This window comes from Parabacteroides goldsteinii (genome assembly GCF_020091425.1).
Classification (GTDB): domain Bacteria; phylum Bacteroidota; class Bacteroidia; order Bacteroidales; family Tannerellaceae; genus Parabacteroides; species Parabacteroides goldsteinii.
Genome location: NZ_CP081906.1, coordinates 6854753 through 6881398, shown reverse-complemented (window position 1 = coordinate 6881398; position 26646 = coordinate 6854753). Strand labels below are relative to the sequence as shown.

At 44.8% G+C, this 26646-nt stretch carries 18 protein-coding genes and 1 riboswitch; of the genes, 5 read left to right on the top strand and 13 right to left on the bottom strand.

Annotated features, from left to right (window positions below; translation table 11 throughout):
• Window position 1: 1 nt before the first annotated feature.
• Window positions 2–1156, top strand: coding sequence for an acyltransferase family protein (locus tag K6V26_RS28305; protein WP_010800500.1), 1155 nt, complete (start codon window positions 2–4; stop codon window positions 1154–1156).
• An 85-nt stretch (window positions 1157–1241) separates the two neighbouring features.
• On the opposite strand, the gene K6V26_RS28300 is transcribed toward K6V26_RS28305, so the two are convergent.
• Genes K6V26_RS28300 through K6V26_RS28290 form a run of 3 tightly spaced genes read right to left on the bottom strand, consistent with a single transcriptional unit; the run spans window position 1242 to window position 3081 of the window.
• Window positions 1242–1829, bottom strand: a complete 588-nt coding sequence (locus K6V26_RS28300; protein WP_010800501.1) for a YIP1 family protein — start codon at window positions 1827–1829, stop codon at window positions 1242–1244.
• A 2-nt stretch (window positions 1830–1831) separates the two neighbouring features.
• A complete protein-coding gene (locus tag K6V26_RS28295; RefSeq protein WP_007654224.1) occupies window positions 1832–2110 on the bottom strand; it encodes a DUF2089 family protein in 279 nt (92 codons plus the stop codon).
• Between the two features lie 2 nt (window positions 2111–2112).
• Window positions 2113–3081 (bottom strand): alpha/beta hydrolase, encoded by a 969-nt coding sequence (locus K6V26_RS28290; RefSeq protein ID WP_224264386.1) that lies wholly within the window; start codon window positions 3079–3081, stop codon window positions 2113–2115.
• A gap of 225 nt (window positions 3082–3306) precedes the next feature.
• Between K6V26_RS28290 and K6V26_RS28285 the strand changes: the two genes are divergently transcribed.
• Window positions 3307–4707, top strand: coding sequence for a C1 family peptidase (locus K6V26_RS28285; RefSeq protein ID WP_048315144.1), 1401 nt, complete (start codon window positions 3307–3309; stop codon window positions 4705–4707).
• A 105-nt stretch (window positions 4708–4812) separates the two neighbouring features.
• Here the strand turns inward: K6V26_RS28285 and K6V26_RS28280 are convergent, their stop codons facing one another.
• The 3 genes from K6V26_RS28280 to K6V26_RS28270 all read right to left on the bottom strand — a co-directional run bounded on the left by K6V26_RS28280 (window position 4813) and on the right by K6V26_RS28270 (window position 8152).
• On the bottom strand, window positions 4813–7137 hold the full coding sequence (locus tag K6V26_RS28280; RefSeq protein ID WP_195437594.1) for a GH92 family glycosyl hydrolase: 2325 nt from the start codon (window positions 7135–7137) through the stop codon (window positions 4813–4815).
• A gap of 89 nt (window positions 7138–7226) precedes the next feature.
• Window positions 7227–7871 (bottom strand): nucleotidyl transferase AbiEii/AbiGii toxin family protein, encoded by a 645-nt coding sequence (locus K6V26_RS28275; protein ID WP_224264385.1) that lies wholly within the window; start codon window positions 7869–7871, stop codon window positions 7227–7229.
• The gene (locus tag K6V26_RS28270) at window positions 7826–8152 is read right to left on the bottom strand and encodes a DUF6922 domain-containing protein (RefSeq protein ID WP_007654232.1); all 327 of its coding nucleotides are present in this window, start codon (window positions 8150–8152) and stop codon (window positions 7826–7828) included. The genes K6V26_RS28275 and K6V26_RS28270 overlap by 46 nt, the downstream gene beginning before the upstream one ends.
• Before the next feature lie 1089 nt (window positions 8153–9241).
• On the opposite strand from K6V26_RS28270, the gene K6V26_RS28265 reads away from it, so the two are divergent.
• Window positions 9242–12382 (top strand): SusC/RagA family TonB-linked outer membrane protein, encoded by a 3141-nt coding sequence (locus tag K6V26_RS28265; RefSeq protein ID WP_317197514.1) that lies wholly within the window; start codon window positions 9242–9244, stop codon window positions 12380–12382.
• 29 nt (window positions 12383–12411) lie between these two features.
• A complete protein-coding gene (locus K6V26_RS28260; RefSeq protein WP_129699032.1) occupies window positions 12412–14304 on the top strand; it encodes a RagB/SusD family nutrient uptake outer membrane protein in 1893 nt (630 codons plus the stop codon).
• A 186-nt stretch (window positions 14305–14490) separates the two neighbouring features.
• Here K6V26_RS28260 and K6V26_RS28255 read toward each other — a convergent pair whose 3' ends face one another.
• Window positions 14491–15729 (bottom strand): 3-deoxy-D-manno-octulosonic acid transferase, encoded by a 1239-nt coding sequence (locus K6V26_RS28255; protein WP_046147910.1) that lies wholly within the window; start codon window positions 15727–15729, stop codon window positions 14491–14493.
• 3 nt (window positions 15730–15732) lie between these two features.
• Complete coding sequence (gene gltX / locus K6V26_RS28250) at window positions 15733–17250, bottom strand: glutamate--tRNA ligase (protein ID WP_007654238.1); 1518 nt, start codon at window positions 17248–17250, stop codon at window positions 15733–15735.
• Between the two features lie 94 nt (window positions 17251–17344).
• Here gltX and K6V26_RS28245 point away from each other — a divergent pair, with 94 nt between their 5' ends.
• The gene (locus K6V26_RS28245; protein WP_044245737.1) at window positions 17345–19375 is read left to right on the top strand and encodes an HD family phosphohydrolase; all 2031 of its coding nucleotides are present in this window, start codon (window positions 17345–17347) and stop codon (window positions 19373–19375) included.
• Here the strand turns inward: K6V26_RS28245 and K6V26_RS28240 are convergent.
• From K6V26_RS28240 to K6V26_RS28220, 5 genes are all read right to left on the bottom strand, one after another.
• A complete protein-coding gene (locus K6V26_RS28240) occupies window positions 19350–19841 on the bottom strand; it encodes a low molecular weight protein-tyrosine-phosphatase (protein WP_122329206.1) in 492 nt (163 codons plus the stop codon). The genes K6V26_RS28245 and K6V26_RS28240 overlap by 26 nt on opposite strands.
• Window positions 19842–19874: 33 nt before the next feature.
• Window positions 19875–22337 carry a replication restart helicase PriA gene (gene priA / locus K6V26_RS28235; RefSeq protein ID WP_044245839.1) on the bottom strand — a complete coding sequence of 821 codons (2463 nt, stop codon included), beginning with the start codon at window positions 22335–22337 and terminating at the stop codon, window positions 19875–19877.
• 69 nt (window positions 22338–22406) lie between these two features.
• Window positions 22407–23006 (bottom strand): porin family protein, encoded by a 600-nt coding sequence (locus K6V26_RS28230; protein WP_007654242.1) that lies wholly within the window; start codon window positions 23004–23006, stop codon window positions 22407–22409.
• A 267-nt stretch (window positions 23007–23273) separates the two neighbouring features.
• Window positions 23274–23472, bottom strand: a riboswitch (cobalamin riboswitch).
• 40 nt (window positions 23473–23512) lie between these two features.
• Complete coding sequence (locus K6V26_RS28225) at window positions 23513–24559, bottom strand: carbon-nitrogen hydrolase family protein (RefSeq protein ID WP_046147906.1); 1047 nt, start codon at window positions 24557–24559, stop codon at window positions 23513–23515.
• Window positions 24560–24570: 11 nt separating this feature from the next.
• Window positions 24571–26625 (bottom strand): heparinase II/III domain-containing protein, encoded by a 2055-nt coding sequence (locus K6V26_RS28220; RefSeq protein WP_224264383.1) that lies wholly within the window; start codon window positions 26623–26625, stop codon window positions 24571–24573.
• Window positions 26626–26646 lie beyond the last annotated feature (21 nt).

The window sequence follows — 26646 nt, the reverse complement described above, 5'->3', positions numbered from 1 at the left end:
CATGCAAAACATTTCTTCCGCTGCATTTACAGACACTAAACCTCATTACGACCTTCTTGACGGATTAAGAGGGGTTGCAGCCCTTTTAGTCGTATGGTATCATGTGTACGAAGGCTACGCTTTTGCCGGAGGCAGCGATACCATCGGAGGTATCAACCATGGCTATCTGGCCGTGGATTTCTTTTTTATCCTATCCGGCTTCGTTATCGGCTATGCTTACGACGACCGTTGGGCAAAGAGTTTAACCCTGAAAGATTTCTTTAAACGCCGTTTAATCCGTCTGCATCCGATGGTTATCATGGGAGCGGTTCTGGGTCTTATCACTTTCCTTATTCAAGGCAGTGTAAAATGGGACGGAACACATGTGGCTATCTCCACAGTTATGTTATCTTTGCTTTGCTCCCTGTTTTTCATACCCGCCATACCGGGAGCCAGTTACGATGTCAGAGGGAATGGCGAAATGTTTCCGTTGAACGGTCCCAGCTGGTCATTATTCTTCGAGTATATCGGTAATATTCTTTATGCCTTGTTTATTCGCCGATTATCCACCAAAGCATTGACTGTAGTCGTCTTTTTGATGGGTGTGGCACTGGCTGCGTTCGCTTCCCTCAATGTTTCCGGATACGGTAATATCGGAGTGGGTTGGACACTGGATGGCGTGAACTTTATCGGCGGATTGTTACGAATGCTTTTCCCTTTCTCCATGGGTATGCTCTTATCCCGTAACTTCAAACCCATAAAGATTAGAGGCGCTTTCTGGATTTGTTCAATTATATTACTGGGATTGTTCTCAGTTCCTTATCTGGAAGGAACCGACCCGATTTGCATAAACGGACTTTACGAATCGTTTTGTATCATCATCGTTTTCCCTATCCTTATTTGGTTGGGAGCATCGGGAACGACTACGGATATAAAGTCTACGAAGATTTGTAAATTTTTAGGGGATATCTCTTTCCCGCTTTATATCATACACTATCCGTTCATGTACCTGTTCTATGCCTGGTTGATCGACAAGCAGCTTTTCACTCTCGGAGAAACCTGGCAAATGGTTCTGGGTGTTCTTACCTTAAATATAGTTGTGGCTTATCTGTGCCTGAAACTATATGATGAACCGGTAAGAAAATGGTTAAGCAAAAAGTTCCTGGCTAAGAAATAAGTATTCTATACATTAATTATAATACAGACGCGGATTTACGGATAACTCTTTATACAAGAACCGTAAAGTCCGTGTCTGCAATATATTAATAACATAAACCAATCAGATACCGGCAAAGAATATCTCCGCCAAACACAGCCACACAATAAAGAATACCTAACGGATATCCTTTCAGATTACAGGACACTTTCAAAGCCTTGAACATCCAAACCAATGCCCACACCAAAAATATCATACCGATCAACGACAGCCATATCCCGACCAGGAAACCGGGTTGAGCCATTAGTTCCATCGGCGGCACATTCATATCGATCTTCGCCAGGTTTTGCATCGGAGGCAGCATATTGAATAAATTCATAAAGATAAAAGGTAACTGGGCAAAAGCAACAGTCCCCAAGACATCGATCACCCTTATCCGTGAACGTGACAGAATCAATCCACCCAGATAAAACAACACAGCCGGGACTATCCAGACAACCAGATGTTCCACCGCATAACACCACCAGGCCGGATTAGGTGCCGGACCAAAATGTAACAACCCGTGATAATGCCAGCCGGAAAGATAACATATAACTGTAGAAACTACCATTCCTAATAATCCCCACCCTAACGCTTGTCCTCCGGCAATCCATTCAAATGGATTAACAAGAAAATTTAACCACTGTCTTTTCATAACTACTCTATCTTATTTAATTTATCAATCAGATCATCCAGTACATTCCTGACGGTAGGATAACTCACTCCCATACTCTTCGCCATGTCTTTCAGGCTTCCGCTCGACTTAATAAAATCAACGATAAACTGTTGTTCTTTCTCGGTCAACCGTGCCAAAAGAGGCAGTTCAAAGTTCCCGCAAACCTCCGTGTCGCATTGCCCGCAAAACAACCTCCCCACTCTCAGAGGGGAATCACAGGCCGGACACTGCAACGGCAAACGTTTTCTGACTTCTCCCATAATCACTTTTTCTCTTTAATAAACGAACTCAGCGACGAAATCAAAGTGGCATTAACCGGTAAAGAAGGATTTGCATACACCGCCATCTGTTTTTGAGGATCAGTCGTATCACAATCTTTCAGTACATGATTCATCTTTTCTATCAAAAGAAGTGTTGCAGAAGGAGCCGCTTTCTTCAACAACTCCGCATCTTCCACCAGAACCTGTATATCATTTTTCCCTTGTACGATCAACACCGGAATTTTCAACTCCTTTATTACCTGTTGGGGATTATATTTATACCATGATATCATATAGGGTTGGACCGATTGCCTGAACAAAGCCTCCATACCGAACGGTACATTCGGGACTAATTTACCCTGCTTCAACGAATCATTGATAGAAGCGACCATATTCCTGACAGATTCTGGTTGGGACGAAAGCTGTTTTTCTATTATCTCATAAGCCGGTCTTCCCGCCCCAGCCAAAGAAACAAAAGCCTTTACTTTCGGATTATTACGGCATGCCAGCATCCCGATCAACGAACCTTCACTATGGCCGATCACCGTAATACCGGTAAAACGTGAATCCTTTCCCAGATAATCGATCCAGCCTTTCACATCGTTGACATAATCCTCAAAACGCAAGTCAGACTCTTTCTTTCCTGCCGGTGCACTGGATGCTATTCCCCGTTTATCGAAACGTAAAGAAGCTATGCCCTGCTCTGCCAGATCTTCGGCCAAATACTTTAAAGAATTATTCGTCATCTGTCCGATCGCAGAATTACCATCCATATCGATCGGTCCTGATCCGGCAATCAACAAGACTACAGGAGAAGATTTCATTCCCGGGGGAAGAAGTATTTTTCCATGAATGGCTCCGTTTTGAGTATTCAGGGTTACCGCCTCATCGGCCAGCGGCATCAACTGCCCGAAACAAACAACGGTAATAAAAGAGAAGATAATGCTGAATAATAATTTTACCTGTTTCATATTATTGCTTTTCTAATAACTTATCCGGACAAATATATAAATTATATTGAATAAAATTCAATACGAGATAAACTTTATTCAATTACAGATAAAAATAATTCATAACAGGTGAGGTATTCCTGTTCCAGGATATCCCTTATTTTTCTTATCCCATATTTTCGCCATTCCAATTTGTATCCCTTATCTTTGCAGCAGATTAAATACATAACATAAACGAACTATATCATGAAACGAAACAACCTATGGATAACCACCCTGGCCTTGGGTATCGCGTTATCCGCCTACGGACAGCAAGCCGACGGAGGTATTTCCGCGGAGATGCTGCAACAGATCAAACAATCTTACAAAGGAACACCGACTGATAAAGCAATTCATAATGCGATCAGTAATAACGACATCAACAAACTGGCAGTAAACGCTGAAAGCAAAAACAATTTCGACACTTACTTTTCTCACAAAGTAAACGGTAAAGGCATCACCAACCAGAAATCTTCCGGACGTTGCTGGTTGTTTACCGGACTGAACGTATTCCGTGCACAGGCAATCGCTAAATATAATATGGGAGATTTCCAGTTCTCACAAAACTATTCTTTCTTCTGGGACCAACTTGAAAAAGCAAACCTTTTCCTGCAAGGTATCATTGATACCCGGGAAAAACCGATGGATGACAAGATGGTGGAATGGTTATTTAAAAATCCGCTCAGCGACGGAGGACAGTTTACCGGAATATCCGATATCCTGGGAAAATATGGCGTTGTCCCCTCCGACGTAATGGTAGAAACCAATAGTAGCGAGAGCACCGGAAGAATGGCAAACCTGATCAGTCTCAAACTGAAAGAATTTGGTCTGCAACTACGCGACCAGTCAGCCAAAGGGGCTAAAGTAGCCGCACTGGAAAAGAATAAAACCGAAATGCTGGGAACTATTTACCGGATGCTGGTCCTCAACCTGGGTGAACCGCCTACGAAATTTACCTGGACACGCAAAGACGCCAAAGGCGATCCGGTTGAAACGAAAGAATACACGCCCCAGTCATTCTTCGACGAATATATCGGAAAGGATCTGACAAACAATTATGTCATGTTGATGAACGATCCGAGCCGCGAATACTATAAGTTATACGAAATCGACTTCGACCGCCACCGCTATGACGGCAAGAACTGGACATACGTTAACCTGCCGATAGAGGACATCAAGGAAATGGCTATCGCCTCTATCAAAGACAGCACTATGATGTACTTCTCTTGCGACGTGGGTAAATTCTTCGATCGTGAACGTGGCCTGCTGGACGTGAACTATTACGATTACGGCTCACTGATGGGTACCACTTTCGGTATGGATAAGAAACAACGCATCCAGACATTCGCCAGCGGTTCGTCGCATGCCATGACCTTAATGGCAGTAGACCTGGACAGCAACGGCCAACCGAAAAAATGGATGGTTGAAAACAGTTGGGGACCGGGTGCCAACAACGGACATTTGATCATGACCGACGAATGGTTCAACGAATATATGTTCCGTCTGGTAGTCGATAAGAAATATATCACCGACAAAGTAAAAGACGTCCTCAAACAAACACCGACCCGTCTTCCGGCCTGGGACCCGATGTTTGCTGACGAAAATTAATCGTTATATTGGAGAATGCAGATAAAACAAAAGCGGCAGACACAGTCTTACCGCTTTTGTTTTATCTACGCTTTATACCCATCGAATAGTGAAACGATGGATCATCTATTTCCCCCAATCCGAAGGCTTTGCCCCCATCTGCAAGACCAAAGTCCCTCCCTTCATCAGGTCGTCATGCATCAGATAACATTTATCGTAAGGCTTTCCATTTAGAGTTGCCTGCTGGATATATATATTTTCAGGGCTATTATTGTGAGCTTCAATCACAAATGTCTTTCCCTCAGCATAGTTCGGGTCCAGATTGAAGACAACCTTCTCAAACACCGGACTCGTCAGTTCATACCGCTGATCGCCCGGACAAACAGGATGTAATCCACTAGCCGCCAACACATACCAGGCAGACATCTGTCCTACGTCCTCATTACCGACCAATCCCAGCACCGAATTTTTATAAGCATTCCGGCAAATATCCCGCGTCCATTTCTGTGTAAGCTCCGGAGCACCCAGGCGGTTGAACAGGAATGGCACGTGATGTACCGGCTCGTTGGCATGATTATAATATTGATTCCATAAATAGTTGGCTGGTGTTTGTTCAAACATATCCGTCAGATCGGCCAGCACCTTTTCCCGTCCGCCCATCAGTTTGATCATACCTTCCACATCATGAGGTACAAACCAGCCTTGCTGGTAGGCATTACTTTCCACACAGCCATATCCTTCGGCCAGTCTTCCCTGTTCCGGCAACGGCAAATATTCCCCTTTTTCATTACGGGGACGGAACCATCCGTAATCCGGATCGTACAGGGTCGTATAAGTTCCTGCCCTACGATCAAAAACATCCTTATCCGCCTCTTTCCCCAACCATTCGGCCAAACGGGCCATACACCAGTCGTTGTAAGCATATTCTAATGTATGGGAAATGGAACCCGGTGTATATCCGTTCTCATTATTTCCAAACATCCGGGATGTATTCAAAGCATACTGATAAGCCTTGTCTATATCATACGAACGGATTCCTTTAGAATAAGCGTCACACAACACGGAGATAGCCGGATTTCCCAGCATACAGCCGGAATAGGCATTCAGCAACTCCCAACGTTCCAGATAGTTATTTCCGCTCTGGTCCGCAATCTCAACCAACGAATTAATCTGGTCATTGATCAGGGTCGGATTAATAATCGTCTGCAAAGGCATCTGGCTCCGGAAAACATCCCAGCCGCTAAAGATCGTCCGTTTAGAAAACTGGTCTGTTACATGTACCTGTTTATCCGCTCCCATATACTCTCCGTTTACATCACTGCAAACACGAGGATCGACCATCGTGTGATAAAGGGCTGTATAAAAGATATGCTTTTCATCCTCCGTCCCGCCAGACACGGATATTTTGGAAAGTGCGTCATTCCACAACTGCCGGCAGGATGCCAGTGTCGCATCAAAATCCCACGCATTCATTTCCGAATGCAGGTTCTCTTCCGCATTCCTCATACTGGTAAAAGAGATACCGCTTTTCATCAGAATCTGATCTCCGGTTTCCGTCTCAAAGTCAGCATAGAATCCAAGATGTTTGCCTACATAAGAAGTCACGTCCGGAATGATCCGGGCATTCCTCACTACTTCCTGATAGCGTTCGCTCTCTATATCTCCACGTTTGCGCGTCCAGTCATCCGGTATATCGGCCGACCATACGCCATGTGACCGGAACGGTCTCGAGAACTCGGCATAGAAATAGACAGTATAATCTGCTTTACCGTCGCCATTCCCCCAACCACCGCCTTCAGGAGGACATTTCATCTCTCCGCGGATCGTATGGTCATTGATCACTTCGACGGCTTGCCAGGTGGAAGTTCCCCCCACCCTTCTCGCCAGGTCTATCTGGATACGCGATTCTTTACTTTCAGGAAATGTAAAACGCAACATTCCACTATGGGGAAGTGCCGTTGCCTCCGCTTTTATCTGATAATCCGTCAGCATCACAGCGTAATAACCGGCAGATGCTTCTTCCGAAGACTTGTCGTAGCGGGACCGGTATCCCTTATCCGGATCGTCCGATGCACCCGAAAACGTATGCAGTTTTCCTACCGTGGGCATAACCAGCAGGTTTCCCAGATCGCCATACCAGCCAATCCCGCTCATTTGTGTAAAAGCAAAACCTTCGATAGAAGTATGTTCGTCACTATACCCGGAACCATTATCCCCTCCGGTAATCGTATTCGGACTGACCTGTACCATACCGAACGGTGCCGTTGCCCCGGGAAAAGTCTTCCCCAGACCATGATAAGAACCTCCGGCATCCATACTGGTGGATGCCCCGATAAAAGGGTTTACATAAGAAGAAAGGGCCTGTTGCTCCTCCGACCGGTCTTTCACTGAGCCACAGGAAATATAAATTGCACCAAGAACCAATAAACACAAACTAATCTTTTTTTTCATAATGCTATCGATTGATAAGAATAAAATTAAGAATATTAGGACTACACCTCGAACTTTTCCATTCTGCAAACCTACATATGAGACATAAACTAAGAGAGCGGAAACAACTCAAAAACTTTATTTTGAATTTGAGTCATATCAATCAGTCTCCTTTCAATGAGTTTCCAATCATATTTACCATTCAACATAACAATATCTTCTTCAAAATCTATGTCTTCAAAATAAGTAATAGCTTTGAAAGGTCTAATGAGATTTGATCCGGGAAATTTACGCTCATACAATCTCAGCATTAAATTAAAAGGAAAGCGAGTGGAAAGGAAAGCTATATCAATAAAATCTTTTAGCCGCGAACCATTATCGGCAATAGCTGAAAGTTTCATGGCTACGATATCCTCCATACTATACAATCTTATATCAGACTCGGTGTATGGCTTTTCAAGATAGCTATAGGGATGGGTGATGCAGTCTATCTTAACACCGTCTATAGTTCCCTTCAACGTATTTTTTTCCATGAAGTCAGTACGGAAACCATATTTATCACGAAGGAATATTTCTAGTTTCCCTGCATCAAATGATTCCGGTGTAAAAAGAACCAGATCAACACTGATTCTATGACCTAAATATAAGGCCAAAGAAGTTCCCCCTGCCAAATTAAAATTTGACATCACACTTTCACTTTCCAGCATTTTTAAGAGTTCAAGAGTTGATCTCGCAACAGTTTCCGTGTGTAACATTTTAGTTCTTCTTTTTTAAGATTAAAGGCAATACAGACAAAATTCATATCCCGGGACGACAAATTGGGAACTTCTTTTATTATTTCCCTAAATCCTTCTATACCGCCATACAATTTAAATGCAGCATAAAAATCCTTTAGCCATCCCCTCTCTATGACACGTTGAACTACTACTTTTCTTGATTTCCACCAATCAAAATGAGACAAGTCATATTCCCAAAGCAAGGATGACGAGATTGATGTATCACCAGTGTATGTCTTATATTCATCAAATATAGTCATTTCCTGTTCTTTTTGTACCTATACAAATTTACTACATTTCGAAAGAAGACACAATTATTCAAACGTTTTTATTACTTATCATCCTTACAACAATTATCTTTTTATTGGAATGCCCCATCGACTCCATCCCCTATTTCCCATATTCTAAATGTTTATTACATCATCGGAGGATACAATCACAAACTAACCGGCGAAAGCAGGGATACTAATTTATTCCTCCCTACTAACTAATTGACAAGTAAGGACTCATTATTGCCAGGGTGTACAGGGTAACCGATTAAGGTGTACAGGTTAATTCGCCAAGGTGTACAGGCTGGTCAGTTATCCTGTACAGGGTAATTATTCAGAGTCGGGAGTTAACTATTAGTTTGTTATAGGCTATGATTTAGTAAGACTGGAGGATAGCAATAGTTTAAAGAAGGGGGCATGATAAAAACATCCTTTATACACAAAGTTTTCAACATTCTATTTGTTATTTGCAATATACCGGTGTAACTCACTGCTAATAAGGATAATGAAGCATTGCAAATGGACTTTTTATTTGCAATGCTATTTGTCATTTGCCATTATTCTTCTTGCTGTTTATATATGACAAATGACAGGTTCATTTATTTCTAATCTTGAATATAACACCATTTAATAGGGATTAACCATCATTTTGATGCAGTAGCTCAGAATATTATGACATCATCTAATGAAAAACTTTTTCGTTTTTATTTGCTTTATTCAACACTTCTCCATACATTTGTTGCCGTACACACTGGTAAAGCGTTATTGGTCGGTACATTTTATTGATTACGGAAGCGTTTTAAAGATATTATCTTGGTTTAGAAACTTCGACAATTTCAGAACAATGGGATAATAGACAACAGAACGCTCACGTACCTTTCCTTGTTATATCTGTTCATAGGCATTGTTATATGTAATGTCTTTATGGATATATAAATAAAAGGGCGTGAGTTGTTGTTTATATTCATTGTTCGGGCAGTCGAAGGCCTCTAAACCAGATATAATCAACAATCCTCACGCCTCTTTTATTTGTATAACCATCCACTTGGGGATTGATGGATATCTAGTATTAGTATTTGTATGAAAAATCATGTTCTCAGTTTTTTTCATCGGTTCGCCTTGATACTATTCTTATCAGGGATGTTTATCTGTCAGGCCTATGCGCAAAGAACTACCGTTAAAGGTATTGTAAAAGATCATTCAGGAGAAGCACTTATCGGTGTGAATGTTATGGAAAAAGGAAAGACCAATGGGACCATAACCGGTAGTGACGGAATGTTCAGTCTGAATGTATCTGGGAAAAAGCCGGTATTAGTATGCTCTTATATCGGTTATGTAACGGAGGAAATTCCTATCGTCAGCCAGGAAATGCTCACAATCACGCTAAAAGAAGACACCGAAGAACTGGACGAAGTACTGGTTATCGGTTACGGCACGGCTAAGAAAAAAGACCTGACTGGTGCTATTTCCCGTGTAAAAGCAGAAAAAATGGAAGCAGAAGCTCCACGGTCTGTCCAGGACCTGCTACGTGCCAGTGCAGCCGGTTTATCCATCAGTATGTCTACCGATGCAGCCGGTACAGCCGACCTGCAGATACGAGGGAAAAACACATTAAGCGCAGGTTCGGCTCCCCTGATCGTACTGGATGGTGTCATTTACGACGGTTCCATGCAGGATATCAATGCCATGGATGTCGAAAGCATCGATGTTCTGAAAGATGCCAGTTCAGTCGCTGTCTATGGGGCCAAAGCAGCTAATGGCGTTATTGCCATTACGACAAAAAAGGGGAATACGGGCAAGCCGGTTATCACTTTTAATGCCAATGTCGGCCTGGTACATAATTCCCGACTGCCTAAGACTGTCGACGGAGCAGGCTTCCTGGCTTTCCGTCAGGAATATGCAGAAGGCTTGTTATCACAAGACGAGTTAACCGCACAACCCGGCAAATATGCCGACCCGCGAACCTTGTCATCGATGGGAATCGATCCATTGACATGGTATAATTACGATCAGAAAAATCCGGGTTCAGCCCTGCCTGATGACAAGACACTGGTCACGACCTGGCTGACCCGTCTGAATCTACAGAACATCGAGATTGAAAATTATCTGAACGGCGTGGAAACCAATTGGGATGACATTGTTTATCAGACCGGCCTACAACAGGATTATACCACCAGTATTTCCAATAGTACGGATAATTTCTCTTATTACTGGTCGTTAGGATATGCCGACCGTGAAGGAGTAAAAACCGGCGACCGCTACCGGAACTTCCGCTCACGACTGAATCTGGAATCAAAGGTTACTTCTTTTCTTACTGTCGGACTGAATTCCCAGTTCGCAACCCGTATCGGCGGTTATCTGGCAGCTGATGTCGACCAGCGTGAACATAATTCGCCTTACACGACTAATGAAATTGACAACCTGGATAGTCCGTACCGGATGTATCCCTCCGGCGACAACAATACAAAAAATCCGTTCTTTGACAACCTGTACCGTGACAGACGCGATATAAACCATGATTTCAATGCCAATTTGTATGCCATCCTGAAACTACCCTTCGGCCTGGAATATCAAATGAATTTTACTCCCCGTTACCATTGGTACGAATACATGAACCATGAATCGTCCCAGCATCCCGAATGGGCCGGGGAAGGCGGCAAGTCGGAACGTAAAAACGAGAAAACGTTCAACTGGCTGCTTGACCATATTGTACGCTGGAAACAGGAGTTCGGAAAGGATCACCGTGTAGAAGCAACATTCCTGTTCAATGCGGAAAAAGGACAATGGTGGCAAACGGTAGCCAAGAACCAGCAATTTACCCCGAGCGACGTACTGGGATATCATAACATCGGAGCAGGAGCCATTCCATCCGTTTCCAGTAACGATACTTATAAAACGGGGGATGCGCTGATGGGACGTATATTCTACTCTTTCAAGGATAAGTATCTGATCACAGCCTCGGTACGCCGTGACGGTTATTCCGCTTTCGGGCAAATGAATCCGCGTGCCACATTCCCTGCCGTGGCTTTAGGATGGGTCTTTACTTCCGAAAAATTCATGGAGGCATCGGGCAGCTGGCTGAATTACGGAAAACTCCGTTTCTCCTGGGGACAGAACGGGAACAGGGATATCGGTCAATATGATGCATTGGCTTCCCTCAACTCCGGACTGCATCCCTATATCGACCAGAACGGAAATGTGTATGTTACCTCCCAGATATACATCAACCGTATGCCGAACAATACATTGAAATGGGAACGTACTGCCTCTTATAATATAGGTATCGACTTCTCTGTGTGCGGTGACAGACTGAGCGGTAGCATGGAAACCTACATGGCCGAAACCAACGACCTGCTGGTTAACCGTTCCCTGCCCTCTATTTTAGGATATGACAATGTGAAGGCCAACCTGGGTACACTGACCAACCGCGGTTTTGAACTGACCTTGAATGCCAATGTGATAGAGAACAGAAACTTCTCCTGGAATTCGAGCGGGACCTTCTCTTTCAACCGGCGGAAGATCAAACATCTGTACGGAGACAAAGAAGAAATAAAGGATGCCGACGGGAATGTGATCGGTTATAAAGAAGCAGACGACCTGGCAAACAAATGGTTTATCGGGCATGATACGGATCAGATCTGGGACTATGAACGCGACGGCGTCTGGCAACTCGGAGAAGAAGAAGAGGCTGCCAAATATGGAAATAAGCCGGGTGATTTCAAATATATCGACCAGAATAACGACGGGGTAATGGATAATGATGACAAAATATTCCAGGGTTACACCACTCCACGCTTCCGCTGGTCCTGGAGAAATGAGTTCACATTCTATAAGAACTTCAATTTATCCTTTATGGTGTATTCGCACATCGGGCAATACGGAACCTTCAACCGGGCAGCCAATACGGGAGGAATGTTTGACCGCTACACCGTTGTAGATATCCCGCGCTGGACAAAAGATAATCCGACGAACGATTACGGACGCCTGGGTTCCAAGAACATCGGCAGTAATTATGTAAAGAAAACATTCGTGCGTATGGAAAACATCACACTGTCATATAATGTGCCGCAGAATTTCCTGAAAAGATTCTCCGTACAGAACATGCGTTTCTCCGTTGCCGTCCGTAACCCGTTCGTCATCACAGGATGGACTTTCGGAGACCCGGAAGGCGGCGACACAACGCTGAGAACCGTCAATTTCGGTGTAAACTTTACTTTATAAACATTGATTAACCCATAAGAATTAAGATTATGAATCAGAATAATAAAAAATACCTGGTACTGGCCTTAGCAGCCTTACCTTTACTGAATTCCTGCAGTGACAGTTGGCTCGACCCGAAGCCGCTATCTTTTTATACTCCCGAAAACACCTATGTAGATGCTGCCGGTTTGTATTCGGCACTGGTTGCCTGTGAACGTAATATGCGCCACGAATTCTTTACGGACGGCGCTCCGATCCTGACGGAAATGTACACCGCAGATATTGCCGTACATGGGAAAACCGACGAAAGCGGTTCGTTGGTGGACTTCGATAACGAGATGCTTCCTGCCCGAACCAAGAATGATATGAAAGGCAAGAACGGCTGGTATTGGGCAGAAGGTTTTAAAGGAATCAAGTACGCCAATATCGTGATCAGCCGTCTGGATGCCGCCACTTTTAAGGATGAGGCGGAGCGAAATGCCGTACTGGGCGGAGCCTATTTCCACCGCTCCTATCGTTACTATAAACTCACCCACCAGTTCGGAGACGTTCCCTGGTTAAGTGAAGAAATTACCCGGCCGAAACTCGACTTTTACTCCTATGACCGTTGGAGTATTCTTGAGCAATGTAAAAAAGATATGGAATTCGCTTACCAATGGGTACCCGAACAAATGGACCGGGGCCGAGCCAACAAAGATGCCTGCGGTATGTTACTGATGAAAATATGCATGTCATTGGGAGACTTTGACCGAGCCATCGAAGTTGGAAAGGAAGTCGTCGCACGGCACCCGCTGATGACACAGCGCTTCACGACCAACCAAAACAAGCCCAATACGAATTTAATGCATGACCTACATAGCGTAGAAGCCAAAATAGACATGAGCAACACAGAGGGCATCATGTATGTGGTAGCCTACCCCGACATCGTCGAAGCCGGAGACAAACGTATTTATACAATGCGTAACGGACTCCCTTACTGGGCAAAAGGGGCAGCGATCAAGACACCCGACGGAAAATCAGGAACAGCCATCGTCCCTGCTTCCGAAGATAAAAACACGGAAATTGACAATGATGCCAATTACGGCCGTGGCATCGGCACCTGTCGTCCTACGAATTATTTCCAGTATGAGATCTGGACCGACAAGGAAAAGAACGACCTGCGCAGCCCGAACAATCATGACAGCTGGAAACGAATGGAAGACCTGCGGTATAATGAGCCGAGCCTGAAGAAGAACAACAGCCCGTGGTATGGCCAGCAACTGGTTCGTCCGAACGACATCTCCGTGGCAGACTCCATCCGTTGCTGGTACATGTGGCCGCATTATAAACTGTTTGTCCCAGACCCAACGAAAACCCAGGATCTTCAGGGTGGCGAAACACCCTGGTACATCTACCGTTCAGCAGAAACCTATCTGATGATGGCCGAATGTTATTACTGGAAAGGCGACAATGCCAACGCCGCCTCCATGCTGAATATCGTCCGTGCACGTGCCGGAGCAGAGCCTTTGACCGGCACGATCGGTATAGCAGAAGTACTGGCTGAACGTGCCCGTGAGTTGTATTATGAAGAGAACCGCCATGTAGAACTGGTCCGTATATCCTATCTGTATGCCAAAACAGGCAAAGCATGTGAGGCTTTCGGAGGACGTATCTATACCCTGAATAATTTCTCAGGACCAGGTGGAACCGGAACAAACAACAAAGATGCAGGCGTGAATTTCTATTTTGACTGGGTGATCAAGCACAATAACTTCTATAATAAAGGTATCGTTATCCCTTATGGCGAATATCGCCTGAGTGTACATCATGTACTGTGGCCCGTTCCGGAAAATGCGATCAAGACAAATACCGGAGGAGTCATCAATCAGAATATCGGATATCCGGGAGCAGAAAACAACATCACTCCCCTGAAAGTAGGTGAAGTAATTCCTGAAACAGAATAGACCAATGATAAGAAGCGCAATTCATTAGAAACATCAACAATGCGCTATGCCCCGGACGATCGGAAGAAAGTGGAATACACCGGATTCGGAGACTTCGGGGCTAAAAAACAAAATACCGATTGACTGGTGTCCAATTCCTTATCGGCATAAACCTAAAATCAAACACCAGATCAATCGGTATATTTTTTACAACTTTATTATTCGTAATATCTTATCTGTCGCCCCGGCATTGCCATTTACAAACTGTCCGGCACTTTCGCCCGCAGCTTCCAGCACTTCATGATAGGTCAGCAATTCATCCATCTTCTCGCAGAAAGATTGTTTATCTGATACGGAGAAGCCGCCTCCCACCTTGATCAGGTCTTTTGCTTCCTTGAATTTATGATATTTCGGACCGAATAAAACAGGGATGCCATACACTGCCGCCTCAAGCGTGTTATGAATACCCGCTCCGAAACCACCACCAATATAAGCGATCGTTCCGTACCGGTAGATAGAGGACAATAAACCGAAACTGTCGACAATCAGACAATCTTTACCTTCCGCCAAAGACTGGTCATGAAACACATCCGACAAACGGACGGAAGGACGTTTCAACAACGACTCGATATACATCAGATGTTCGCGATGAATCTCGTGCGGAGCGATGATCAGCTTCATCTCCGGATGCTCATTGAAATAAGGGATCAGAATCTCTTCATCCTGCGGCCAGGAACTTCCGGCTACAAGAGTCAATCTTTTCTCCTTTCCTCCTTCACAGACAAAATGTTCCACTGGCGATAACTCACGTGCCTGGTTACGGACATCCAGTACCCGATCGAAACGGGTATCTCCCGTAACAGTTACATTCGTTATCCCGAACTCTTTCAGCAAAGCTGCCGAACGGTCATCCTGCACAAACAAATGGGTAAAGCAATAAAGCATCTTCCGGTACGGATAACCGAACCACTGGAAGAACAACTGATCGCGACGGAATATGGATGAAATGATGTACACCGGGATATTGCGATGCTTCAACTCTTGCAGGTAGTTTCCCCAAAACTCGTATTTAATAAATACAGCAATGGAAGGATTTGCCAGATTCAGGAATTTCTTCACCCGGTAAGGCGTATCGAAGGGCAGATAGCAAATGACATCTGCCCCGTTATAATTCTTACGGACTTCATATCCCGAAGGGGAAAAGAAAGTAAGTAGTATTTTATACTCCGGATGTTCCGCCTTGATCTTCTCCATCATCGGACGTCCCTGTTCGAACTCGCCCAGGGAAGAAGCATGAAACCAGATATATTTTGCATTCCGGTCGATCTTCTCACGAAGAATGGAATTCGTTTTCCACTGCCCCAGACGCATGATCCGGGCCTTCTTATGGAATGGAGAAATCAACGCAATGATAAATGCGTAAAAGTGGATTGCCAGACTATACATAACTTATTTAAGCACTTCAATCGCTCTTTCGATACGGCGAATAGATTCTTCTTTTCCTAATGCTTCTGTAATATCAAATATATGAGGACCTTTTCCTTCACCGACTAATGCCAAACGGGTAGCATTCATTATATTACCCAAATGGTAGCCTTTGCTTTCGATCCAGGCTTTCACCTCTTCTTCCGTTCCTTCGATATCGAACGGTTCACGAACGCGCAGTACTTCGATCAGTTCTGCCAACTGGGCAGCAGAATCGGCCTTCCAACGTTTTTTCGTTGTCTTCTCATCGTATTCGGTCGGAGCAACAAAGAAGAATGCACAAACATCCCATAATTCCTTAATAAAAGAAACACGGTCTTTCATCATGCCGACAACCTTCTCCACATATGCCGGATCGGCTTTTATACCGTGGCTTTCAAGGATAGGCATGAACAATGCTGCGACTTCTTTATTGTCTTTTTTCTGGATATACTGGTGGTTGAACCATTTTCCCTTTTCATAGTCGAACTTGGCACCGGCCTTGCTGCAACGGGTAAGATCGAAATAGTTGATCAGTTCGTCCATACTCATGATTTCCTGATCGTTACCTGGATTCCATCCTAACAGGGCCAGGAAGTTAACAACCGCTTCCGGCAGGTAACCGCTTTCACGGTATCCTGAAGAGATATCACCGGTTTTAGGGTCATGCCATTCCAACGGGAATACAGGGAATCCCAGACGGTCACCGTCACGCTTGCTCAGTTTACCGTTTCCTTCCGGTTTCAATAACAAAGCCAGGTGGGCAAACTGCGGCATCGTATCTGCCCAACCCAGATAACGGTACAGCAATACATGAAGGGGAGCGCTCGGCAACCACTCTTCGCCACGGATCACATGAGTGACTTCCATCAAGTGGTCATCGACAATGTTTGCCAGGTGGTATGTAGGCAACTGGTCAGCCGATTTATATAATACCTTATCATCCAGGATAGAAGAGTTGATTACCACTTCACCACGGATAATATCATTCACATGAATATCTTCGTTCGGCTCGATCTTGATACGGACAACATACTGGTTTCCGGCATCGATCAACGCCTTTGTCTCTTCAGCAGAAAGTGTCAGGGAGTTACGCATCTGCAAACGGGTGGAAGCATCATACTGGAAATTGGCAATTTCCTGACGTTTGGCATCCAGTTCAGCCGGTGTATCAAATGCAATATAAGCCAGACCGTCATTCAGCAACTGGTCGACATATTGCCTGTAAATAGCTTTTCGCTCGCTCTGACGATACGGACCGTATTCGCCACCAAAGTTCACACCTTCGTCGAATTTGATACCCAACCAGGTAAGCGCTTCAATAATATAAGCCTCCGCTCCCGGAACAAACCGTTGAGAGTCGGTATCTTCAATACGTAAGATCAAATCTCCGCCATTCTGTTTGGCAAATAAATAGTTGTATAAAGCTGTACGAACACCTCCGATATGCAGCGCCCCTGTCGGGCTGGGTGCAAAACGGACTCTAACTTTCCTTTGAGTCATAATTATTTCATTCTATAATAATGCGGCAAAAGTAGTCCTTTTTTTTCTCTTACTAAACTTTTTTATGTACATTTCGCCCTCAAATGAGAATCTTATGAAACTAAAAAACTATAGTATACACCCAGCCGTATATTTCATCGTGGCATCTTTGCTGATCGCCTACTTTTTTCCTCGCGAGGGAAAGTTCCGTTACCAGTTCTATGAAGGTAAACCCTGGAGGTACGGATTACTGACGGCTCCAAGCGATTTTCCTATCTACAAGACTGATGCAGAAGTCGATGCCGAGAAAGATAGTGTTTTGAAAAACTTCGAACCGTATTTCCGTATGGATGCGACTGTCGAGAACACGGAAGTCGACAAATTACGGGCCGCCTATACCGATGGCCTGAACCGGAAAGCGACACCTGCCTATATGCATTATATCGAAAATAGTTTGATCAGCCTATATAAAAACGGGATTATCTCATCACAGGAACAGGAAAAACTGAAAAAGGATAACTATGAGCGTGTCAATCTGTTGGAGAACAATATCGCTCATTCCCGATATGCCAGTGACTTTTTCACCATAAAAACGGCTTATGAGTTTATCATAAACAACTGTCCGCCGCGGCTAGACAAATCGGTCCTGCAATCCTGCGATATAAATAACTATCTGAAGGAAAATATATCGTATGATGAAGCGATGTCAGAGAAAGTAAAAGACGATATGCTCCGGAGCGTATCCCTGGCGAACGGTATGGTACAGGCCGGAGAACGTATTGTAGACAGGGGGGAGATTATTGATAACCATACCTATAATGTACTGCGTTCGTTGAAGATTGTGCACGAGACCAAATCGGGTGGAGCACAACGCCAAAGCATTATTCTCGGAGGGCAGTTTGTATTGGTCTGCGGCATTATCTTCTGTTTCTGGTTATACCTGTGGTCTTTCCGGTTAAAGATATTGCACAACAGGCGGAATGCGCTTTTCCTTATTCTATGCATATTTGTCAGTTGCATATTAACGGAGTTATGCGTCACTTATGCGCTGTTCAATGTTTATATCCTGCCTTATGCGATCGTGCCTATTGTTGTCCGGACCTTCTTCGATTCGCGTACAGCCCTATTTACGCATCTGGTCATCGTGCTGATCTGTTCGCTGATGGTACCTTTCCCGCATGAGTTCCTGCTGTTACAGATCATTGCCGGAATGGTGGTTACATTCAGTCTGAGAGACCTGTCGGAACGTTCGCAACTGATTCGCTGCGCATTCCTGATCTTTATGTCCTATACGTTATGTTATATAAGCCTTGCCCTGTATCAGGAGGCGGACTTCAACAAGATCAACTGGTTGATGCTTCTATACTTCGGTATCAATTTCATCCTGCTGATGTTTACTTACATCCTGGTTTATATGCTGGAAAAAACATTCGGATATGTATCGAGCATCACGCTGGTGGAACTATCCAATATCAATACACCTATTCTTAAAAAGTTGTCGGAAACATCTCCCGGAACATTCCAGCATTCCTTGCAGGTCTCTATCCTGGCATCGGAAGCCGCTGCAAAAATCGGAGCAAATGCCCAACTGGTCCGTACAGGAGCCATGTATCATGATATAGGAAAGATGGCCAACCCGGCTTTCTTCACGGAAAACCAAAGCAGCGTGAATCCGCACGGCCAACTGACTTTCGACCAGAGTGCCAAAGTGATCATAAATCATGTCACCGATGGAGTCAGGATTGCAGAAAAGGCATTGTTACCCAAGGCTGTAGTCGATTTCATCCGTACACATCACGGATTAGGAAAGGCTAAATATTTCTATAATTCATTCAAAAACCAATATCCGGATAAAGAGATCGACGAAAAGGCGTTTACTTATCCGGGACCGAACCCGTTCTCGAAAGAGACTGCCGTGCTGATGATGGCAGACTCCGTTGAAGCCGCCTCCCGCAGCCTGAAAGAGCATACGGAAGAAAGCATCAGACAGTTGGTGGATAAAATTATTGACGGACAGATAGCAGACGGATTACTGAAAAGTGCCCCGCTGACGTTCCGGGATGTAGAGACGATCAAAAGCGTATTTGTCGACAAGCTGAAAACAATGTTCCACACCCGTATCAGTTATCCCGACCTGAAGAAATAGTTTCGAGCAATCCTCCACAGGCGTCTTCCAACAAATCGAGTACCAACTCAAAACCGGAGGCGCCCCCATAATACGGGTCAGGGACATGATCATACAACTTATTACGGGAATATTCCGTCATCTGATGTATTTTAGCTACTGATTCCAGATCGGGAGCTTTCCGTTTCAGGTCATCTATATTCCGGTCGTCCATTCCAATGATCAAATCAAAATCATAAAAGTCAGTCGTACGAACCGGACGGGAAATAGAATCCAGCACATATCCCCGGCGGGAGGCATGCGCCCTCATCCGCTGGTCGGCACGTTCTCCCTCATGGTATCCCATGATACCTGCCGAATCGACTTCTATATAATTGTCAAGGCCGGCATCTTTTACCAGCTTCTTCATCACAGCCTCCGCCGACGGAGAACGGCAAATATTCCCCAGACAAACAAACAATATCTTATACTCTTTCTTCTCTCCCATAATTTTCAATTCTCAATTCTCAATTTTCAATTATCAAGCCGGGTCCACATCATAATGCACCAGCAATTGCCTGAATGGCAAATAGCGTTGCATCTCTGAATGAACAGCCTCCAGTATTTCCCTGACAGGGGCGATGGCGGCGGCTATCTCTATTTTCAACACAATCTTCTTGATATGCAAAGTCTGCACACGTGTTACCGGAGGGGTGACAGGTCCCAGTACCCGTTCTCCGAGACGGGCATGCAGTTTCTCGGCATAGATCACCGACAGTTCCTGCAAAACCGACTCATTGCGGCTCCGGAGCACCAACACGATCAACCGGTAATAAGGAGGATACCGGAACATGCTACGCTCGCTCAACTGCAAACGAACCATTTCCTTATAAGCAAAATGTTGCACCATCCGTATCAGAGGATGTTCCGGCTGGGAAGTTTGCAAAACAACCGTACCACGTTTATCCCTTCTCCCTGCTCGTCCGCTTACCTGCACCATCAGTTGGAAAGCACGCTCGTGAGCCCGGAAATCGGGATAGTTCATCAGGTTATCGGCATTCAGGATTCCAACAACACTGACATTTCCGAAATCCAACCCTTTCGACAGCATCTGCGTTCCGATAAGGATTTGCGTCTTTCCTTTCTCGAAGTCGGAAATGATGCGTTCGTAAGCCGTACGGGTACGTGCCGTATCGAAATCCAACCGCTCGACCTTCGCCGAAGGGAACAGGGAAGCTATTTCCTCCTCCACCTTCTCTGTCCCAAAACCCATCATCTTCAACTCCGTACTCTGGCATTCCGGACAATGAGGCGGTAACTGGATGGTATATCCGCAATAATGGCAAACCAATTGGTTATGATATTTATGATAGGTCAGGCTGACATCACAGTTCACACAATGAGGCACCCAGCCACAACTCTTACATTCGATCAGCGGGGCAAACCCACGCCTGTTCTGGAACAAGATAGCCTGTTCACCGCGTGCCAGGGACGCATTTACTTTCTCGACCAATAACGGGGAGAAAAGTGTATCCTTCATGATCTTTTTCCGCTTCAGTTCCTTTATATCGGCAGTTATAATCTCCGGCATCAGGCAGTCACCGTAACGGGTAACCAACTCTACCAGTCCATACTTACCAGTCGTTGCATTGAAATAAGAATCGATCGAAGGGGTAGCAGATCCCAGCAGCGTCTTTGCCCCATGCATTCCCGCCAGCACGATTGCAGCATTGCGGGCATGGTAACGAGGGGCCGGATCTTGCTGCTTATACGTATTTTCATGTTCCTCATCCACAATGATCAGTCCCAGGTCCTTGAATGGCAGGAAGAGAGAAGAACGTACACCCAGCACTACCATCGGTTCGTTCCCATGCAGGAGTTTGTTCCATACTTCCACACGCTCGTTATCCGAGAATTTCGAATGATATACCAAGAGCTTATTACCGAACAGTTTAGCCAGCCGTTCGGTGATCTGCGTCGTAATAGCTATTTCAGGAAGCATATATAGAACCTGGCGTCCCAGCTTCAGAACCTCGTCTATCAGCCGTACATAAATTTCCGTCTTACCGCTGGAAGTAACTCCGTGAAGCAGGCAAACATCTTTAGAAGTAAAGGTATCATGTATCTCGCTATACGCTTTCTCCTGTGCCGGACTAAGCGAACTGAGAGGTTGCAAACGGCATACCGGAACCTGCAAACGCCCCACTTCTTTTTCATAGCTTTCAAGGACTCCCCGTTTCAGCAACCCGTCCAATATCGTTGATGAACAACCACTGCGTTCCAGTAATTCTTTTTTGGATACTTCCACGGTTAATGCCGGATTTAATGCGTGGCTCAGATCAAGGAAGCAAACCAGCAAAAGTTCCTGCTTCTTGGCCCGCTTAAAATCAGCAAAGGCTTCCTGCAAACGTTCTTCGGTTGCATATTCCTGAGACAGACGGATAAATGTCTGCATCTTCGGAACAAACCCGCGTTTCATCTCTTCGCTGACCTCCACTGCCCCACGGGCCATCAGGGAAGCAACTACGGGAACGACATTGCGCAGGCCTGTTTTCTTTTCCAACTCCGAAACTGTTAACTTGAGCACTCCTTTAAAAGCATCCAGCACAGCCTGCTCATTAGGACGCAAAGGACCGTCCGCCTCAAAATCGGCATTATAGGTGACAGCCGTCTCGCTTTCCAGTTTCAGCCCGGAAGGTAAAGCCGCTTTATAGACATCTCCCAGTTTACACATATAATAAGAGGCGATCCATTTCCAAAAACGAAGTTGCGGCCTCCGCAACACAGGGCTGGCATCCAGCAGGGCGTAAATCTCTTTTGTCTCAAAGTCCGTATTCGGCTTGCGTTCATGTACTTCCATCACAATGGCAGTGTAGTAACGTTTCTTGCCGAAATGAACAATGACTCGGCAACCGGGAGTTACGGCTGCCTCCAGATCCGTCGGAATACTATATGTATAGCTATTCTCCAACGGCAGGGGTAGTATGACATCTGCATATTTCATTTCCGAGGCCAAAAGTAACAAAAAAGGCCGGACTGTTAAAGCCCGGCCCCTCATATCTTCTGTCTGTTATCAGAACAAGATAGCGGCTGTCACCGACCATCCGCGGTTCTTGGCATTCAGATCATATTTTTCCGCACTGTAATTATCAGTCAGTCCCAGGCCATAGTTTATACCGACCTGCAAATGGCTGATCAGTTCCACACCTGCACCAAAATTAAGACCGGCACTAAAGTTTTTCGCTTTCACCTGTCCTACTACACTTCCGGGAATCTCCCAGAATTTATCGCCACCTACACGGAAACCGATATACGGACCGGCAGCCAGATATCCTTTAATGATAGGCAATCCGAATTTCCATTTCAAATTCACCGGGACATCGATATAATCTGTTTTCACATTCGTGGAAGTTCCTGTCTCCGATTTCACATCCATCCCTTTCTGTGAATAGAGGATAGCCGCATCCAACCCTACTCCAATCAGAGGAATCGTTGTCTCGATCATCGGACCGATCTGGAAACCAGTCACATTATCCGCTTTCAGAATATCTGAATTCAAATGAACGGACGATATATTCAAACCGCCTTTTACCCCAAACTTCAATTGGGATTTAGCGGGAACAGCAATAAATGCCATCAAAATAATCAAAACTAAACCTGTAACCTTTTTCATATTGCCTGTTTTTTATAAATACTATCTGCAAATAAACATACTTTTCCAATAATAAACAAGTATTCCGTCTTAACTGTTCAGTCTTTGAAAAAGAAAAGCATGGACCACCGACGGAGCTCATCCCGTCAACCGAACCATGCTTCTTTTCCTAATTATTATGGCAAAATAATTAAAAACAGATCCTAAAAGGACAGCAAACTGGGAATGGAACAAGAATAGAAAGACATCAGATGTCTTGTTTTTCTCATCCGGCCTTTCCTCGAAGCCGTCGAAATAATATGCCTTGCAGGTCTTCTGACTTACTTCCGGATCAAGCGCCTTCCCATTCCCCTTACAGAACAGTGGCAAAAGTATGCCTGATACGTTATGAAGCTCACAGCAGCGGGACTGTCCGGGATTCACACCCGGTTCCCTTTTAATCCTTACCCGCGGATACAGGCTCGGAACAATGCATAGCGCAAATATAGAGATATTTTTACATCTTATGGTAGCAGATCCTATAAATTTTATTTATTATGTTTACGATATTCATCTATTGCGTCTTTCGCCGGAGCTTTAATCAATTTTTGTTCACGAACAGCACGGGATTGATTGAAATAATCGTCCAATAACTGAATATCAAATTCATCTATCATCCGGTCTGCTGAAATCGAATCATGTTCACTGGTGATCATCACTGCCCCTATACGTCCGGGATCAGAGATAGAAACAAGATCACCGTACTTTCTTTTCAAAGCGGTCAATTTCTCCCAGTTATTATCGAGATGTACCAATTTACGGTCAAGGTTGACTGTAGCCACAGCATAATTATAATAGTTCGTACTTGAGGCGACCATCTCTCCCAATGGGTTACGTATCTCCGACGGAGCATTCAGAAAACCATAGGCACAAACAAAATAAGCCTGACAGGAATAAGCCCATTTGCTTTGTTCCAAACCTCCGTGATACATTGATGGAAACAAAATTATGTCCGGTTTTTGCTGAGCATACCGTTCCCTCAACTCATCAAAATTAAGATCGAAACAAACAGCACAAGCAACAGTCCCGAAATCACATAGCAGGAGTTCTGCTTCATCAGAAGGCATGATCTCATTCATTTCCTGGATAGTAGGAAAATTCTTATTATATATACCGGCTACTTTTCCACGTCGGTCAAGCAGTATACATGAATTCCACCAGCTTCCGTTTTCTTCCCTTTTGGTTCCAAAAGCAATATAACAGTGATTATCTTTTGCTACCGAAGCCAGGTAATCCTTTACCTGATCTTTCCTTACTTTATAATATTCAAACTGCTCTGCCGTAGTTAATCCGGAAGGACGATCGCATGCTTCCGTTAATAATATCAGATCCGGCTTATGTAATAACACTTTTGACAACTGCCTTTGCCAGTAATCGATCATCTGATCGACCATTTGCTGATAACTCATCTGATTATTTACGGAAACCGCAACCCCTCCACCTCCGATAGTGACTATTTTCACCGGATTCTTTGCCCGGGCTGCCAACACGACTGTAAAAACAGTTATAAAAATCAGGTAAACAGAATGTTTCATCTTCTTTCAGGTTATTTATGTTCCTCAATCACTGCAGGTGTACCGTCTAAGGAAAACAGAATTTTCCAACCGGCAACGGACGCCCCCAGTCTGCCATTTTCTTTAATCAATAGTGCCTCATCGGGTGTTATTTCCGGAGAACCGGCATCATCGACAAACAACACATGCAGGAAATAATCTTTCATCTGCTTGACAGCCGGTGAAACTTCCAACCGCCAGGCACCAGTTTGTATCTGGGGTTTCGGCCAGCAATTCTTATTTAAAGGGTAATTGATGCCATTCACCCAGGCCTCTTTACCTTCTCCACCTATCAGTTCCAACCGGGCATTTTCAGGATAAAGGGTAAAACTTGTCAATCGCCCTCCTCCGTTCTCTGCTACCATTCGATTCTCAACTACTTCCGGTTCATGAACCGTATGAAGCAAGAAACGTTTTTCAAAATCCTTCCTGGTACTTTCTACGCGATCGAAAACGACTATTACAGGACGGAATGTTGTATTTCTCCGCAGGTAAATAATCTCCCGCTGTGCAAGGCTGACCCTTTCCCGGTCATAGGCTTTAGTTGCATCTCCAACAGCATAAGTATATTCATCTGTCTCCCGACACAACGTGATTCCATCCAAATGAGCATGGCCGCCGGGCAGGATATCAGTCAGCTTTGTCGGTTCCTCTTCCCGGTAAGGTTGTCCCCCGTCATTGGATACCGAACGGCCATATACCTTATATTCCTGTTCCGGATCAAATACAATAATCCCGTTATGGGCAATTGTACGGGTAAAATAATTACACCAATGCGTACTTCCGTATCCGCCGTTTTCACAACCTTCATCATACATTCCGGAATCAATTGCCAGGGGTGACTTATAGTGGATCGTGAACGTATTTTCATCCCGGTGATGATGATTCGCCGAATAGAAAGGGACAGAACGGAACTGAAGCAAAGTTGTCTCTTCATCCCAACGATCCCGTGCTATAACAACTCCGGCATTTCCAAAATCCCGACTCAAAGGTAACGGTATTGTTTTATCATCCGGTGCAACCGGCCTAACGCTCTTATCAGCATACAAGATTCGGGCGAACGGATCTTTTGTCGGTTTGGCCAGCCAAGCTGCATAGGGATTTTTATAGATTCCGGCAGAAATATACAATAGCTCCTGTTCATCCTGCAAGTCGGTGTCAACCGAGTAAGCGTCCCCCGTATTCGCGAACAAACCATCTCCCTGCTGTCCGTATATCCAGAAAAGAGGTATTTCTGCCTGCCAGGGGAAATACATACATTCATTCGTAGCACTTGACATGACACTGTGCGTTCGTCCCGATAAATAAGGAGCACTGTAATTCCATCCCATATGATAGCCACCTTTCTCAGTGATCCATCCTTGTACAGGAAAATACCCCTGAACCCAGTGTTCACGTATCTCCAGTAATTTTTCTCTCAGCTCCGGTTTATCCGTAACCAAAGCCAGCAATCCGGTCAGCAAAGAAAAATTACCCCAGCGTGAATGTCCGCCAACATAATCCGCATAAGCCGAGAAATGCCAGTTCGTGTCCAAATGATCCAGTATTGCCTTTTCAATAGCCAGTTTCTCCCGGACAGTCAGAAAATGGTACAACCAATCATAGGCTACAGCCAGCGACATTAATCGTCCGCGGTATTCATCGTCATTTCCGACAGGACCGTCGTCCACCATCACCTGTACCCATTCTTTTACCCATCGGATATAGTTTTCATCTTCCGTCACCACAGCTACAAACGCCATATTACGCCCGATATCCCAATGTTTGAGATACCTTCCCCTACCCAACACCTCCGGAGAGAATTGTAAGGTCTGTTCTTTAAGATAAGACAATAATTCACTCCACTCCTGCCTGAACTCACCACGAACACGTTCACGGATAACCGGTAAATCCGTATCACGAAAATATAACCTGGGATGTCCCGGGTAAACTTTCACCCGGGAGGTATCCGAATAGATTATTACCGACGGTATTTCTTTTTGTCCGATCGTATACCCCCATTGTCCATACGCATCCGTAAAAGGGAAAACGGAAAATATTCCTATCATCCCCTTTATTCCGGTCCTTAT

What these genes read in the sequence shown, in the direction of transcription:
- K6V26_RS28305 (WP_010800500.1), top strand. Translation starts at nt 2, where the DNA reads ATGCAAAACATTTCTTCCGCTGCATTTACAGACACTAAACCTCATTAC.
- K6V26_RS28275 (WP_224264385.1), bottom strand. Translation starts at nt 7,871, where the DNA reads ATGTTACACACGGAAACTGTTGCGAGATCAACTCTTGAACTCTTAAAA.
- K6V26_RS28240 (WP_122329206.1), bottom strand. Translation starts at nt 19,841, where the DNA reads ATGGGAGAGAAGAAAGAGTATAAGATATTGTTTGTTTGTCTGGGGAAT.
- K6V26_RS28255 (WP_046147910.1), bottom strand. Translation starts at nt 15,729, where the DNA reads ATGTATAGTCTGGCAATCCACTTTTACGCATTTATCATTGCGTTGATT.
- priA (WP_044245839.1), bottom strand. Translation starts at nt 22,337, where the DNA reads ATGAAATATGCAGATGTCATACTACCCCTGCCGTTGGAGAATAGCTAT.
- K6V26_RS28245 (WP_044245737.1), top strand. Translation starts at nt 17,345, where the DNA reads ATGAAACTAAAAAACTATAGTATACACCCAGCCGTATATTTCATCGTG.
- gltX (WP_007654238.1), bottom strand. Translation starts at nt 17,250, where the DNA reads ATGACTCAAAGGAAAGTTAGAGTCCGTTTTGCACCCAGCCCGACAGGG.
- K6V26_RS28260 (WP_129699032.1), top strand. Translation starts at nt 12,412, where the DNA reads ATGAATCAGAATAATAAAAAATACCTGGTACTGGCCTTAGCAGCCTTA.
- K6V26_RS28285 (WP_048315144.1), top strand. Translation starts at nt 3,307, where the DNA reads ATGAAACGAAACAACCTATGGATAACCACCCTGGCCTTGGGTATCGCG.
- K6V26_RS28280 (WP_195437594.1), bottom strand. Translation starts at nt 7,137, where the DNA reads ATGAAAAAAAAGATTAGTTTGTGTTTATTGGTTCTTGGTGCAATTTAT.
- K6V26_RS28300 (WP_010800501.1), bottom strand. Translation starts at nt 1,829, where the DNA reads ATGAAAAGACAGTGGTTAAATTTTCTTGTTAATCCATTTGAATGGATT.
- K6V26_RS28265 (WP_317197514.1), top strand. Translation starts at nt 9,242, where the DNA reads ATGAAAAATCATGTTCTCAGTTTTTTTCATCGGTTCGCCTTGATACTA.
- K6V26_RS28290 (WP_224264386.1), bottom strand. Translation starts at nt 3,081, where the DNA reads ATGAAACAGGTAAAATTATTATTCAGCATTATCTTCTCTTTTATTACC.
- K6V26_RS28225 (WP_046147906.1), bottom strand. Translation starts at nt 24,559, where the DNA reads ATGAAACATTCTGTTTACCTGATTTTTATAACTGTTTTTACAGTCGTG.
- K6V26_RS28220 (WP_224264383.1), bottom strand. Translation starts at nt 26,625, where the DNA reads ATGATAGGAATATTTTCCGTTTTCCCTTTTACGGATGCGTATGGACAA.
- K6V26_RS28230 (WP_007654242.1), bottom strand. Translation starts at nt 23,006, where the DNA reads ATGAAAAAGGTTACAGGTTTAGTTTTGATTATTTTGATGGCATTTATT.
- K6V26_RS28270 (WP_007654232.1), bottom strand. Translation starts at nt 8,152, where the DNA reads ATGACTATATTTGATGAATATAAGACATACACTGGTGATACATCAATC.
- K6V26_RS28295 (WP_007654224.1), bottom strand. Translation starts at nt 2,110, where the DNA reads ATGGGAGAAGTCAGAAAACGTTTGCCGTTGCAGTGTCCGGCCTGTGAT.